Below are 13,984 nucleotides of genomic sequence, written 5' to 3'. Positions count from 1 at the left end.
GATGGGCGGTTCAGGACGCGATACGGAATCGCGCCACCGAGTTTTTCAATTCCTGCGCCAGCACTGACAGCTTATGAATCGATTGTGCGGTTTGCTGGGTGCCGTCCTGCGCCTGCTCGGTCACCGTCAAAATGTGTTGGATGTTCTGCGCCACGCCGTTCGCCGACGTGGCCTGCTGGCCGGTCGCCATCGAGATGCCGGAGATCAGCTCGGCCAGGCGGTTCGACACCTGCGAGATGTCGTTCAGCGCCGCGCCGGCCGCGTCGGACAGGCGCGCCCCTTCGACCACACCCTGGGTCGACTTCTCCATCGCCGCCACGGCGTCGTGGGTATCGGTCTGAATGGTGCGCACCAGCGCGCCGATCTGCTTGGCCGCTTCGGCCGAGCGTTCCGCCAGCCGCTGCACCTCTTCCGCCACCACCGAGAAGCCGCGTCCGGCCTCGCCGGCCGACGCGGCCTGGATCGCCGCGTTCAGCGCCAGCACGTTGGTCTGTTCGGTAATGTCGGAAATGAGCTCGGTGATCTCGCCGATCTCCTGCGACGATTCGCCCAGGCGCTTGATGCGCTTGGAGGTATCCTGGATCTGTTCGCGGATCTCGTGCATGCCCTTGATGGCATTTTCCACCGCCGTCGCGCCCTGCTGCGCCGCCGCCACCGACTGGCGCGCCACGTCGGCCGATTCGCTGGCCGAGCGCGATACGTCGGTAATCTCGTTGGCCATCTTGACGACGGTGGCCGATGCATCCTGGATCTCGCGCGACTGCTGCTGCGACGCCAGCAGCAGGTCGCTGGAGATGCTCTGCGCGTGGGTGGACGCCTTGGTCACCTGCTCGGCGGTGGCGGTCACGCGGCCCACCAGGCCGCGCAGCTCTTCCACCGTGTAGTTGACCGAGTCGGCGATGGCGCCGGTGATGTCCTCGGACACCGTGGCCTGCACCGTCAAGTCGCCGTCCGCCACTTCCTGCAATTCGTTCATCAGGCGCAGAATCGCCGCCTGGTTCTGGTCGTTCATGGCCTTGGCTTCTTCTTCCTTGCGCTGCGATTGCTGGCGCATGGTTTCCGCTTCCTGGCGGCGGCGGTCGGCGCCGCGGGTGCGGTTGTACGAATCGACCAGCAGCACGCGGCCGATGGCCGCCGCCGACACCAGCGTCAGCATGCCGCCGGCCACCATCAGCCAGAAGGTCATGCCGAGCGAATCCTGGTCCTGGCGGTAGGCCTGCTGCAAGACCGACAGGCGCTGGCGCAGCGCTTCGTTGTCGGTGAAGATCAGCTGCTCCGCGCCTTTGGCGGCGCTGAATTTATCCAGCTTGTCGAGGATACCCGTGACCAGCTTCTGATATTCCTCGAACTCGGTTTTCAACGCGGTGAGCTTCTCGCGCAGGTCCGGCTCGCGCACGGCGGCCAGTCCGAGCGGCGCGCTGCCGTTGAGGAAGCCGTCGACGGTATTGCGGAACACCGTGGTATCGCGCCCCAACTGGAACGCGCTGTCCGACTTGATGCCGCCGCCGATCAGGAATTCGCCGGCGCTGCGGCTCATGCGCTGGGTCAGCATGGTCAGTTTGCCGAGCGCCGCGATCTCGCGCGCCGAACCGCCGCGCTGCACCTTGAGCGCGGAGATTTCCTCGGTGTGGGTCAACAGGCCCGGTGACATGGCGTTGAGTTTTTGCAGGGTCTTGTCGACGTCACTCAGGTCGGCCTTCAGCAGCAGGATGGTGTTGGCCGCCTTGTCCGACTGGTTCCACTGCTTGCGCGCGGCGGCGACGACGGGCGCCAACGACGAAATCGGCTCGCCGATCTCGCGGCCCTGATAGCGGCCGCCGCGCGTCATCAGCTGGAAGTCGTTGTTCAATTCCTTGCGGCTTTCCTCCAGCTGGCGGAAGCCTTCGGCGCTGCCCTGCACCGCGTTCGGCGTCGCCTTGCCGATGCGCTGCGAGTGCATCAGCGCATCGCTGGCGACCTGGGTCTGGGTCGAGCGGTTGGCGCTATGGATGGTGTTCAGGGCGACGAACAAGGCGCTCAGCAGCAGGCTGACCGCCAGCGCCGTCGAGAGTATGCTCAGCTGGCGCTGCGCCGGCAGGTGACCGATCAACGGCAGCTTGAAGCCGGCGCCCACTTCGGCCGCCGCGACGGGAGCGCCACGCCGGCCCAGCGCGTCGCGCAAGCGCAGCGGTGCGGCGCTATCTTCGCTGTCGGCCTGACTGCTTGCGGCGGGCGCCGGCGCCGTTTGAACGGCGGTGTGCATGAACTGCGAATCGCCTGCTTCGCCGAATTCTGAATTCGCTGCCAGATCCTGGCCGGCATTCCGGTTGCCACGCGAGAAAAACCCCATCTTGAAAGCCATTACACCCTCTCCGGATTAGTTGCGACCTACACCAGTATGCCGCCCTTACAAACCAACTTGCAGAAAACGCGCTTCGCGCACCAGCTGCGCCAGGTCGATGCGGGTCCATTGCTGGCCCTCGCTGTCGGTGAAATGCTGGCGGCGCCATTCAGGTCCGGCATCGTCCGACGCCTCCTCGGCCTGCATGTCGGCCAGCTTGCGCAGGCCCAGCACGCGCTCGGCCTGCAGCGCGCAGTTGAAGCCCAGTGCGGGCGCGAATGTGATCAAACGACAATCGGAAGCCGCAGCGTCGCCGCCGTCCTGGCCCTGGTAGCGCGCCAGGTCGATCACGCCGGTCAGGTTGCCCCGTATATTGGCCAGGCCCTGATACCAGTCCTGCGCCAGCGGCACCGGCGTGACCGGTTGCAGCGGAACGATCTCGCTAATCTGCGTCAGATCAAGCAGGCAAAGACGGCCGCCTATCAGCACGCCCAGTTCGCGGCCGCCGACGGCGGCGCCGGTTTTGGCGGCCTGCATGCGCTCCAGCAGCTGCACCTGGTACTGGCGCAGGCGGCTGCGGCGTTCCGGACCGGCCGGTGTGGAGGGGGTATCGGGCGTCTGGCTGCTCATCGTTTAGCCGAGGGCGGCGATTTTGGCCAGCAGTTCGGCCGCGTCGACCGGTTTCACCAGATAGTCGCGCGCGCCCTGGCGCAGGCCCCAGATACGATCGGTTTCCTGGTTCTTGCTGGAGCAGATAATCACCGGCACGTCCTGCAGGTCGGGATCGCGGGCGATCGCGCGGGTGACCTGGAAGCCGTTCGCGCCGGGCATGACCACGTCCATCAGGATCAGCTGGGGCTTGTCGGCCTTGATCTTGGCCAGCGCTTCCTCGCCGTTTTCGGCGGTGGAGACGGAAAAACCGTTTTTGACCAGGATATCGGTCAGGTAGTAGCGCTCCGTGGGCGAATCGTCGACGATCAGAATTCTTTGTATGGTCATGGCATTCCCCTGAAGCTTAGTTATTATCTTAATTATTCTTGTGTCGAGACGCCGCCGCCGGTGTGCTCGCGCACCGCGGCCAGCAGGCTATCTTTGGTAAATGGTTTGGTGAGGTAGGCCGCCGAGCCGACCATGGCGCCGCGCGCGCGGTCGAACAGGCCGTCCTTGGACGACAACATCAGCACCGGCGTGGCGTGGAATTTGGCGCTTTTTTTGATCAGCGCGCAGGTCTGGTAGCCGTCGAGGCGCGGCATCAGGATGTCGCAGAAGACCAGCGCCGGATGATGGTCGTTGATCTTGGCCAGCGCGTCGAATCCATCCTCGGCCAGCACCACCTGGTAGCCGGCCTGGGTCAGGAAGATCTCGGCCGAACGACGTATCGTGCTGCTATCGTCGATCACCATGATTTTCAGGGCATTAGCGTGCGGCGTGGTCGTCGTCATAATCGGTTCGCTGGAATGGTGGCTACACCATAGCATAGGCGGCAGGCGGCCGGCGCGGGTATCAGATGGCTACCATCTCGAAATCGTCCTTGCGGGCGCCGCATTCCGGGCAGCTCCAGTTCATCGGCACGTCGGCCCAGCGGGTGCCGGCGGCGATGCCTTCGTCCGGCAAGCCGGCTTGTTCATCATAGATCCAGCCACAGATCAGGCACATCCAGGTCTGGAACTCCTGCGTTGTTTCATTGCTACTCACGTTCTGCCACCCTTCAATCAAGTAAAATGCTGAATTAGGTATCTTAATCTACCCGCCGTGCAAAACCAAACATCTCCTCTCATATTAAGCTTCGGCGCCGCCGATCCGGCCGGCGCGATCGGCGTCCAGGCCGACCTGGCAGCATTTTCCGCCCTCTCCTGCACCGGCCTGGCGGTGACCACTGCGTTGCTGATCGGCGACAGTGCCCGCGTCGAAGACGCGCAGGACATCGATCCAGACTGGGTTTCCGACCAGGCCCGCGTGATCCTGGAAGACATGACGATGGCCGCCTTCAAGGTCGGCGCGTTGAATAATGTCGAGCAGGTGGCGGCCATCGCCGAGATCCTGTCCGACTATCCCGATGCGCCGCTGATCCTCGATCCCTTCAGTTCCCGCCTGCCCGATCCGGCCGACGCCGACGAAGTCGAGGAGCTGCTGACGGCATTGCGCCAGTTGCTGGTGCCGCAGGCCACGCTGCTGATGCTGTCGCAGGTGGAGCTGGGCCGGCTGGCCGAAACCTGGCGCGAAGGCGCCGAGGACACCATGGAATCGGACGTCGAGCATTTGCTGGCCCTGGGTTGCGAATTCGTGCTCGTCACCGGCACCCACGCCGGCTCGCAGCAGGGCGAAACGGCCGCACCGAACACGCTGGCCAACACCCTGTTCGGCGCCGACGGCATGATCAGCCACGACGCCTGGCAGCACATGCCCGGCCCATTCCTGGGCGCCGGCGGCACGCTGTCGGCGGCGATCACCGCCTTCATGGCGCGCGGCAGCGACGTGCCGGACGCGGTGAAGGCGGCCCAGGAATACACCATCGGCGCACTGGCGCACGCCCAACGCTACGGCATGGGCAAGTTCATACCGAACCGTTTCTTCCACATGCAGCAGGCTTTACCAACTTGATATTGAAGATGCCATCATGACCACGACTTCCAAAAACCAGGTTTCAAAGAACGACGAGTTGTTCGAACGCGCCCAGAAAACCACGCCCGGCGGCGTCAACTCGCCGGTGCGCGCCTTCCGCTCGGTGGGCGGCACGCCGCGCTTCATCACCCGCGCCGAAGGCCCGTACTTCTGGGACGCGGACGACAAGCGCTACATCGACTACATCGGCTCCTGGGGCCCGGCCATCGTCGGCCACGCGCATCCGGTGGTGGTGAAGGCGGTGCAGGAAGCGGCCGCGCGCGGCCTGTCGTTCGGCGCACCGACCGAAGGCGAGATCCTGATGGCCGAAGAAATCTGCCGCCTGGTGCCGTCGATCGAGCAGGTGCGCCTGGTCTCGTCGGGCACCGAGGCGACCATGAGCGCGCTGCGCCTGGCGCGCGGCGCCACGGGACGCGACAAGATCGTCAAGTTCGAAGGCTGCTACCACGGCCACGCCGATTCGCTGCTGGTCAAGGCGGGCAGCGGCCTGCTCACCTTCGGCAATCCGACGTCGGCCGGCGTGCCGGAGGACTTCGTCAAGCACACGCTGGTGCTGGACTATAACAACGTGCAGCAGCTGGAAGAGGCCTTCGCCTCGTTCGGCGACGAAATCGCCTGCGTGATCGTCGAGCCGGTGGCCGGCAATATGAACCTGATCAAGGCCAGCGAGGCCTTCCTGCAAGCGATGCGCAAGCTGTGCACCAAGCACGGTTCGGTGCTGATCTTCGACGAAGTGATGTGCGGCTTCCGCGTGGCGCTGGGCGGCGCGCAGCAGCTGTACGGCATCAAGCCGGACCTGACGGCGCTGGGCAAGGTGATCGGCGGCGGCCTGCCGGTGGCGGCTTTCGGCGGCAGCGCTGAGCTGATGAGCAAGATGGCGCCGCTGGGCGCCGTGTACCAGGCCGGCACCCTGTCGGGCAATCCGGTGGCGGTGGCGGCGGGCATGACGACCTTGAAGATCATCCAGGAGCCGGGCTTCTACGAGAAACTGAGCGCGACGGCCGCGCGCCTGGCGGCCGGCTTGACCAAGGCGGCCAAGGATGCGGGCATCGTGTTCTGCGCCGACGCGGTGGGCGGCATGTTCGGCTTGTACTTCAGCGAGACGCCGCCGAACAACTACGCCGAGATGATGGCCGGCGACCGCGCGCGCTTCAATGTGTTCTTCCACGCGATGCTGGATGAAGGCGTGTACTTCGCGCCGGCCGCGTTCGAGGCGGGCTTCGTCTCGGCGCAGCACAGCGACGCGGTGATCGACGAAACCATCGCCGCCGCCGCCCGCGTGTTCAAGAAGCTGGCCGCCTAACCGGCCGGGGTCAGGTCTGACATTCGGACACGAACTCAGCTGTAGCAGCCGCTACAGCTGAGTTCGTGTCCGAATGTCAGACCTGACCCCGGGTTAGATTTCGTCTTCCTCGTCCTCTTCGGACAGCTGGATCACGCCGGTGTTGAAGTTGTATTCGAACAGGTCGCCGTAGCGGCCCCACTCGATGGCGACGCGCAGTGCGCGTTCCGCTTCTTCTTCGCTGAGCGTGAAGCGCAGCAGCTTGAGGAACAGGTCCTCCGGCAGGTCGCCCGACTTGTCCTGCTGCAGGCCATGGCAGATGTAGGCGATCAGCGGCACATGCTCCAGCAGCTGCTTGCCGAAGATCTCCTGCCGCTCCGTGTTGCTGGCCGCCGCGTACCTGCCGCCCAAATCGGTCAGCAAAATATCGCCGTTGGTCAGGTAGGCAAAGCCCAGCAGTATCAATCCGTTCAGCACTTCCAGCAGCTCGGCGTCGGTCAGCTCCGTTTCTTCGGCCAGCTGCGGCAGGTCGGCGCGGCCGGAGAACGGTTCTTCCGACAGCAGCTCCAGGATACCTTCCATGTGCGCGATGTCGGCCTGCGGCAGACGGTCGCCCAGCTGCAGCTTGACCTCCTTCTCGCTGATCAAACCGCGGCGGCCGGCGCCGGCGGTCATCAGCTCATACACCTTGTCGATCAGCTGGCGCACTTCCGGCCCTTCGGCCTTGCGCGGCTGCGGCAGCGAGATCGGCAGCTCGGCGCGCACGCGGCCAGGATCGCTGGCGAAGATCAGCACGCGGTCGGCCATCATCACCGCTTCCTCGATGTTGTGCGACACCACCAGGATCGCCTTGGTCGGGATCTGGCCGGACTGCCACAACTCCAGGATCTCTTCGCGCAGGCGCTCGCCGGTCAGCACGTCCAGCGCGGAAAACGCCTCGTCCATCAGCAGCACTTCCGGCTCCATCACCAGCGCGCGGGCGATGCCGACGCGCTGGCGCATGCCGCCCGACAGCTCGCGCGGCAGCGCGCCTTCGAACCCGGACAGGCCGATCAAATCGATCACCTTCTCGGCGCGGCGCGCGCGCTCCTCGGCCGGCATGCCTTGCGCTTCCAGCCCCAGCTCGACGTTCTTCTGCACCGTCAGCCACGGGAACAGCGCGAACGACTGGAACACCATGCGGATACCGCGCGCCGTGCCGTACAGCGGCATGCCGCGATACAGCACCTGGCCTTCATCAGCCTGGATCAGCCCCGCCATGATGCGCAGCATGGTCGATTTGCCGGAACCCGATTGGCCCAGCAGCGCGACGATCTCGCCCTCGTTCAGCGTGAAGTCCACGCCTTCCAGCACCGAGCGCGCGGAGCCGTCGGCGCCGCGGAAATGCTTGCCGACCGATTTCAATTCGACGATAGGAGTGCTCATAATTCGATCTCAATACTAGAAATGCAGCCGGCTCTCGGCCATGGTGTACAGGCGGCGCCACACGAAGTGGTTGAAGCCCATGACGAAGATACACATGATACCGATGCCCAGCGCGATGCGCGGGAAATCGCCGGTGGTGGTCATCTCCTGGATGTAGCTGCCGATGCCATGCGCCCGCAGCGTCGTCGAGCCCCAGCTGACGCATTCGGCCACGATAGCGGCGTTCCACGAACCGCCGGTGGCCGTGATGGCGCCGGTGACGAAGCTGGGGAAGATAGCCGGCAGCAGATAACGGCGCCATTTGAGCCAACCGGTCAGGCCGAAGTTCTTGGCGGCGTGACGCAGCTCGGTCGGGATGGTGGAGGCGCCGGCGATCACGTTGAACAGCAGATACCACTGGGTGCCGAGGATCATCAGCGGCGACAACCAGATGTCCGGGTTCAGATGGTAGCGCACGATCAGCACCACCGCCACCGGGAACACCAGATTGGTCGGGAAGGCCGCGAGGAACTGCGCCACCGCCTGCGTGCGCGAAGCCCAGCGCGGGTTCATGCCGATCCAGACGCCGACCGGCACCCACACCAGGGCGGCCAGCGCCAGCAGCAGGATCACGCGCGCCAGCGTGTACAGGCCAAGCACGAACACGTGCCCCACTTCGGCCCAGCCGACTTCCGTGCTGATGAAGTGGCCCAGGCTCCACAAGGCGTAGAACACCACGGCGGCGATCACCGCATCCCACACGCGCTGCGGCACCAGCGACGGCTGGTCGCGGCGGGCGCGGATCGAGGTGCCGTCGTGGCCCAGGCGGAACAGGGCGATGGAGCGCGACAGCAGGCTGCCGAACCATTCGACCACGGCCTGCGTACGCTCGGTGCGGCGCAGCCAGGTCAGCAGCCAGGATTGCTGGGCGGTGTCGCTGCCGGTTTCCTCGAAGCGGAACTTGTCGGCCCAGGCCAGCAGGGGACGGAAGAACAGCTGGTCGTACATCAGCACCCCGACCAGCATGGTGAGGATGGCCCAGCCGATGGCGCCCATGTCGCTCTTGGCGATGGCCATGGCGATATACGAACCGATACCGGGCAGCTTGATGTCCTGGCCGGAGACCGAAATCGCTTCCGACGCCACCACGAAGAACCAGCCGCCGGACATCGACATCATCATGTTCCACAGCAGGCCGGGCATGGCGAACGGCAGCTCCAGGCGCCAGAAGCGCTGCCAGCCCGAGAGCTGGAACACGCGCGCCGCTTCCGACAGTTCGGCCGGCACGGTGCGGAAGCCCTGGTAGGCGGAGAACGCCATATTCCAGGCCTGCGAGGTGAAGATGGCGAAGATCGCCGCGCACTCCACGCCCAGCAGGCTGCCGGGGAAGAAGGCGATGAAGGCGGTGACAGTGATCGACAGGAAGCCGAGGATGGGGATCGATTGCAGGATGTCGAGCATCGGCACCAGCACTTTTTCGGCCAGCCGGTATTTGGTGGTGAGGGCGGCGAACACGCAGCTGAACACCACCGACGCGCCCAGCGCGATGAACATGCGCAGCGTGGTGCGCAGCAGGTAGTAAGGCAGATAGGTCGGGTCGAGCGACAGCGGCAACGTCTGACCCACCTCGTATGGGCGGACCATTTGCTGGCTGCCGTAGGCCAGCAGGACGAACAGCGCCAGCACGATGGGCAGCAGGGCCCAGTCCCAGCGGTTACCGCCAGCCTCGACCACCTGACGGGGGAAAAATTGCCGTTTTTTGCTCATTGTTTTGTGCTTTCTTCAGCCAGAATAACCGATGCGAGTGACCGGAGAGTGACACAGGCCGCCATTCTAAAGGATAACTTAAGTGAAATTAATTACGATCGTGAAAGTTGGTGACTATTTACGGCCCTTGTAAGGCGCATAATTATGTGACTTTCGGAATAATATTGCGCGTTATGAAATTAATTGCTGAAAAACGGTCCAAGACCGACAAATATGATGTTTTGCGCTTCGTGCGCAACAACGGCAGCTGCACCGACACGGTGATGCCGCGCCAGGGTATTTTGCCGCATGATCTGCTGCATTATGTGGTGGAATCGGCCTTGCCGCTGCGGCATGGCTTCCTCAGCCTGTTGGCGCGCGGCGCGGATGCGCAGTTCGTCATGGAAGCGGTGCACGACGCCTCCAACAAGGATGTGGAGACCGAGGCGGTGCAGGCGGAAGCGATCGTCGAGGGTTTGCAGGCGCAGTTGTGGTCGGGCGCCTTCGACGAGGAAGCCTTCCTGGCCGGCGCCGCCTCCGCCTGCACGGCGCGCGACAAGCAGCCTTTCGACTTCGGCAAGATCGGCATCGACATCAAGGCGGCCCTGTACGACCGCGCGCTGTCATTGAACGAAAAATGGATTACGGCGCCCTACTTCAGCACCCTGTCGCTGGAATTCAGCCCGCAGCCAGTGTGACGCTTACTTCAACCACCCGCGGCGGCGGAAGTACCAGAACGGGGCGATCGCGCTGGTGATCATCAGCACGATGGCGAACGGGTAGCCGAGCTGCCATTCCAGCTCCGGCAGCCACTTGAAGTTCATGCCGTAGATCGAGGCGATCAGGGTCGGCGGCAGGAAGGCCACGCTGGCCACCGAGAAGATCTTGATGATCTTGTTCTGGTTGATGTTGATGAAGCCGACCGTGGCGTCCATCAGGAAGTTGATCTTGTCGAACAGGAAGGACGTGTGGCCGTCCAGCGATTCGATATCCCGCAGAATCTGGCGCGCTTCCTCGAACTGTTCGGAATTCAGCAAACGACCACGCATCAAAAAGCTGACCGCGCGCCGCGTGTCCATCATGTTGCGGCGGATGCGGCCGTTCAAGTCTTCCTCGTGGGCGATGGCGTTCAGCGCGGAGGCCGCGTCCTGGTCGGTGAACTCTTCCTGCAGCACGCGGCCGCTGACTTCTTCCAGGTTCTGGTATATGCCTTCCAGCGCGTCGGCCGAGTATTCGGCGTCGGTCGCGTACAGATCCAGCAGCACGTCCATGTAGTCGGCGATCGAGCCGGGCCGCGAGCGGGCGCGCATGCGCACCAGGCGGAACACCGGCAAATCGTCGGTGTGCACCGAGAACAGCATCTTGCGCGCCAGGATGAAGGCCACCGTGACGATGCGCGACGGGCCGTCCTCTTCTTCCAGCAAAAAGTCGGTGCGCAGGTGCAGGTCGCCGTTTTCCGCTTCGTAGTAGCGGGCCGACGCTTCGATGTCCTTGACTTCGTCCTCGCCCGGCAAGGTCACGCCGTAGATGGTCTTGACCCATGCGCGTTCGTCGTCCGTCGGGTCGGTCAGGTCGACCCAGACCGGCTCGACCTGTTCCAGGTCTGCGCGACTGTCGATGGGCACCTGGTTGAGCCGGCCATTCTGGAGAACGAAAACATTAATCATGGGTACGCGAGCCTTCTGGAAACAGCGCAAGTGTACCCGCAAAGCCTCTGCCGAGGCCAGCCTGCCATGCGGTATTTCAGCCTAGCGGGTCGCTTTTTCGATCATTTTATCGGTGGCCGACTGCGGGGCTGCGTCGGCCGGGTCCGGCTTCGGTACTTTGGGCGCTTCGATGCCGCGCGTGTCGATGGCCTTGACCACCTTGCCGTCCTTGCAGTCGACGTCCGACAGCACGGTTTTGCCGTCGATGACACACTTGCGCAGCACGCCGGCCGGCGCCGCCGGGACGGCAGCCGTGGCCGAAGCAGAGGCAGAGGCCGAAGCGGCCGCCGGCGCCTGGCCGGTCAACTTGGCCAAGCCTTCGGTGAAGAAGTTGCGCTCATGGCGGGCCGACATCAAAAACGCCATCGCAATCGCCGCCAGCGAAGCCATGATGATGGCCACCTGTATCAATCCGAGTCCACGCTGCTTGCTTAACATCGCTGCCTCCTAAGGTAATTCCGCCGATCCCATGCGGCGCAGGATCACGCCGGTGCGCCGCGCCAGATAGCCCGAATCGCGGTGCTTGTCGAAGAAGCGCGGATTGGGCAACATCACCGCCAGCTTGGCCGCCTGGGCCGCGCCCAGGTTGGCCGCGCTGACGCCATAATAATGCCGCGCCGCCGCCTCGGCGCCGAAAGTGCCGGTGCCGAACTCCACCACGTTCAGGTAGATCTCGAAGATGCGTTCCTTGTCCATCAAGGTTTCCAGCATGTAGGTGATGATCAGCTCCTGGCCCTTGCGCACATAGCTGCGCGAGCCGGACAGGAAGAGATTCTTGGCCAGTTGCTGGGTGATGGTCGAGCCGCCCGACACCACCTTGTGTTTCTTGTTGTTCTTCTCGTAGGCCTTTTGCAGTGCCTCCCAGTCTACGCCCTCGTGCTCGGAGAAATTGGCGTCCTCGGAAGCGATGATGGCGCGCTTGAGGTTGTTCGAGATGCGGCTGTACGGCACCCACATCTGCTGGATGTTGGCGTCCGGGTTCTTCTCGCGCAGCACCGAGCGCTGCTCGCGCATGAAGCTGGTCGTCGACGGATTATGGTCGACCCACCACCAGATCTGCAGGAAGAAATACAGCTGCACCACCAGGAACAGCAAGATCGGCAGGATGAAGATCCACTTCACCCAGCGCCATTTACCCGCCTTGGCCGCGCTCACAGTTTAGCCCGCAGCGATTGCAGCACTTCAGCGGTGGCCGGCTGCACGCCGCGCCACAGGCTGAACGCCTCGGCGGCCTGCTCGACCAGCATGCCCAGGCCGTCGCGCAAGCGTGCGCCGTGCTGGCCCGCGAACTGCAAGAATACCGTGGGGGAGGCTCCGTACATCATGTCGTAAGCAAGCGAACCTGGCGCGAATACCGACGCCGGCACCGGTGGCAGTTCAGCGCTCAGGCTGGCCGAGGTGGCGTTGATGACGATGTCGAACGCGCCTTCGATCTTGCCGTAACCACAGGCGGAGACCACGCCCTCGCCGCCCAGCGCGGCAAACTGTTCCACCAGCGCCTCGGCCGTGGCCACGGTGCGGTTGGCGATGACCAGTTGCGCCGGCCGATGTTCCAGGATGGGCAGCACCACGCCGCGCGCGGCGCCGCCTGCGCCCAGCAGCAGCACGCGCTTGCCGATGATCTGCACGCCGGCATTGTTGACGATGTCCGCCACCAGTCCCGCGCCGTCGGTGTTGTCGCCGACGATGCCGTCTTCGGTGAAGTGCAGCGTGTTGACGGCGCCGGCCGCGCGGGCGCGGATGGTCAGCGCCTGCGCCACTTTCACCGCGTCCAGCTTGAACGGCACGGTGACGTTGGCGCCCTTGCCGCCCTCGGCGATGAAGGCTTGCACGGCGGCGGCGAAGCCGTCCACCGGCGCCAGCCGTTTTTCATAGCTCAGTTCCTGCCCGGTCTGCGCCGCGAACGCGGCATGAATCTCGGGTGATTTGCTATGGGCAATCGGATTGCCGAATACGCAGTAGCGGTCCATCAACGTCCTCCGCCGCTTAAGTCGGCTTGTAGTTTGTCTTCGCGGGTGAATTTGAAAGTCGTGACGATCACCCACAGATCGTCTTTGTCGCTCGACAGCATATTCGGAGGGAACTTGCCGAACGGCGCGGCGCGGCGCACGATCTTCATGGCCGCCTCGTCCAGTGCGGCATTGCCGGAGCTGCTGTCGACCTTGATGCCGCCATCCTTCTCATAGATCGTGCCGTCCTGGAACACCGGGATCGACAACACCAGGGTGCCGTACAGCTTGCGGCCGTTCTGCTGCGGGAAGTTCAGCGTACCGATGTCTTCGATGCGCTTCTGGATCGCTTTGTAGTACATCGCGTAACCCACCCCGCGCGTACTCGGCGTGATGAAGGTCCGCTTCGGGCGCTTGTTCTGGTCTTCGATGGTTTCGCTGATCTCGGCGGCGCGGCGGGCGATGGCCTTGCTGGAGTCCAGCAGGTCGGCGCCGGTCGGCAGCGGATCGGGTTTGCTCTTTTCCGTCACCGGCGGCGCGGTGAACGGGGTCTGCTTGGCCGCCTGCGTCAGCAGGTTCTTCTGCAGTTCTTCCAGCTCGGCGATGCGGCGCTTGGCGGCCTTGATGCTATCGCCCGTTTCCATCTTGCGCATGTCGGGCATGGGCGATTTGGAGCGGCCCTTGTCGACGGTGCCGCCGCCGTCCAAGTTAGCCTGGGCCAGCGCGTCGGCCTTCAGCGGCGCCTTGCTGTGCTTGGCGTTGACCAGGATCACTTCCAGCCCCGGATCGGTGGCTTGCACCGGCGCCGGCTTGGGCGCGACAAAGTGCACCGCGAGCAAGGCGCCATGCGCCATCAGCGAGAGGCCGATGGCGAGGTACAGCAAGCGATTTTCTTTGAAAGACTTCACGCGAGGCCGGGGTAGGAAAGTTAGGGCTGATTTTACGTCAAAGCAAG

General features: G+C 64.2%; 15 protein-coding genes. 3 read left to right on the top strand and 12 right to left on the bottom strand.

The features are described 5' to 3' along the window. Window positions 1-10: 10 nt before the first annotated feature. From D0T21_RS19100 to D0T21_RS19080, 5 genes are all read right to left on the bottom strand, one after another. Window positions 11-2,341 carry a methyl-accepting chemotaxis protein gene (locus tag D0T21_RS19100; protein WP_116991609.1) on the bottom strand — a complete coding sequence of 777 codons (2,331 nt, stop codon included), beginning with the start codon at window positions 2,339-2,341 and terminating at the stop codon, window positions 11-13. A gap of 45 nt (window positions 2,342-2,386) precedes the next feature. After that, window positions 2,387-2,950 (bottom strand): chemotaxis protein CheW, encoded by a 564-nt coding sequence (locus tag D0T21_RS19095; RefSeq protein ID WP_116991610.1) that lies wholly within the window; start codon window positions 2,948-2,950, stop codon window positions 2,387-2,389. Window positions 2,951-2,953: 3 nt separating this feature from the next. After that, window positions 2,954-3,319, bottom strand: coding sequence for a response regulator transcription factor (locus tag D0T21_RS19090; RefSeq protein WP_116991611.1), 366 nt, complete (start codon window positions 3,317-3,319; stop codon window positions 2,954-2,956). 32 nt (window positions 3,320-3,351) lie between these two features. Further along, window positions 3,352-3,762 (bottom strand): PleD family two-component system response regulator, encoded by a 411-nt coding sequence (locus D0T21_RS19085; RefSeq protein ID WP_116991612.1) that lies wholly within the window; start codon window positions 3,760-3,762, stop codon window positions 3,352-3,354. Between the two features lie 61 nt (window positions 3,763-3,823). Further along, a complete protein-coding gene (locus tag D0T21_RS19080; RefSeq protein WP_301546346.1) occupies window positions 3,824-4,015 on the bottom strand; it encodes a rubredoxin in 192 nt (63 codons plus the stop codon). Between the two features lie 57 nt (window positions 4,016-4,072). On the opposite strand from D0T21_RS19080, the gene D0T21_RS19075 reads away from it, so the two are divergent. Beyond that, on the top strand, window positions 4,073-4,921 hold the full coding sequence (locus tag D0T21_RS19075) for a bifunctional hydroxymethylpyrimidine kinase/phosphomethylpyrimidine kinase (protein ID WP_116991614.1): 849 nt from the start codon (window positions 4,073-4,075) through the stop codon (window positions 4,919-4,921). A gap of 16 nt (window positions 4,922-4,937) precedes the next feature. Next, entirely contained in the window at window positions 4,938-6,245 is a 1,308-nt protein-coding gene (gene hemL / locus D0T21_RS19070; protein WP_116991615.1) for a glutamate-1-semialdehyde 2,1-aminomutase, read from the top strand. Window positions 6,246-6,338: 93 nt separating this feature from the next. On the opposite strand, the gene D0T21_RS19065 is transcribed toward hemL, so the two are convergent. After that, entirely contained in the window at window positions 6,339-7,649 is a 1,311-nt protein-coding gene (locus tag D0T21_RS19065; protein WP_116991616.1) for a nitrate/sulfonate/bicarbonate ABC transporter ATP-binding protein, read from the bottom strand. A gap of 15 nt (window positions 7,650-7,664) precedes the next feature. Beyond that, complete coding sequence (locus D0T21_RS19060) at window positions 7,665-9,395, bottom strand: ABC transporter permease subunit (protein WP_116991617.1); 1,731 nt, start codon at window positions 9,393-9,395, stop codon at window positions 7,665-7,667. A gap of 173 nt (window positions 9,396-9,568) precedes the next feature. Here D0T21_RS19060 and D0T21_RS19055 point away from each other — a divergent pair, with 173 nt between their 5' ends. Further along, window positions 9,569-10,072, top strand: a complete 504-nt coding sequence (locus tag D0T21_RS19055) for a hypothetical protein (RefSeq protein ID WP_116991618.1) — start codon at window positions 9,569-9,571, stop codon at window positions 10,070-10,072. A 3-nt stretch (window positions 10,073-10,075) separates the two neighbouring features. Here D0T21_RS19055 and corA read toward each other — a convergent pair whose 3' ends face one another. From corA to D0T21_RS19030, 5 genes are all read right to left on the bottom strand, one after another. After that, window positions 10,076-11,041 carry a magnesium/cobalt transporter CorA gene (gene corA, locus D0T21_RS19050; protein WP_116991619.1) on the bottom strand — a complete coding sequence of 322 codons (966 nt, stop codon included), beginning with the start codon at window positions 11,039-11,041 and terminating at the stop codon, window positions 10,076-10,078. 81 nt (window positions 11,042-11,122) lie between these two features. Continuing rightward, a complete protein-coding gene (locus tag D0T21_RS19045) occupies window positions 11,123-11,518 on the bottom strand; it encodes a DUF4124 domain-containing protein (RefSeq protein ID WP_116991620.1) in 396 nt (131 codons plus the stop codon). A 9-nt stretch (window positions 11,519-11,527) separates the two neighbouring features. Next, window positions 11,528-12,235, bottom strand: coding sequence for a monofunctional biosynthetic peptidoglycan transglycosylase (gene mtgA, locus D0T21_RS19040; RefSeq protein WP_116991621.1), 708 nt, complete (start codon window positions 12,233-12,235; stop codon window positions 11,528-11,530). Then, complete coding sequence (gene aroE, locus D0T21_RS19035; RefSeq protein ID WP_116991622.1) at window positions 12,232-13,050, bottom strand: shikimate dehydrogenase; 819 nt, start codon at window positions 13,048-13,050, stop codon at window positions 12,232-12,234. The genes mtgA and aroE overlap by 4 nt, the downstream gene beginning before the upstream one ends. Next, entirely contained in the window at window positions 13,050-13,883 is an 834-nt protein-coding gene (locus tag D0T21_RS19030; protein WP_116991872.1) for an energy transducer TonB, read from the bottom strand. The genes aroE and D0T21_RS19030 overlap by 1 nt, the downstream gene beginning before the upstream one ends. Window positions 13,884-13,984: the final 101 nt, after the last annotated feature.

Source organism: Duganella sp. BJB476 (assembly GCF_003416895.1).
In the GTDB taxonomy this organism is placed as follows: domain Bacteria; phylum Pseudomonadota; class Gammaproteobacteria; order Burkholderiales; family Burkholderiaceae_D; genus Rugamonas.
This window is presented reverse-complemented; position numbering and strand designations above follow the sequence as displayed.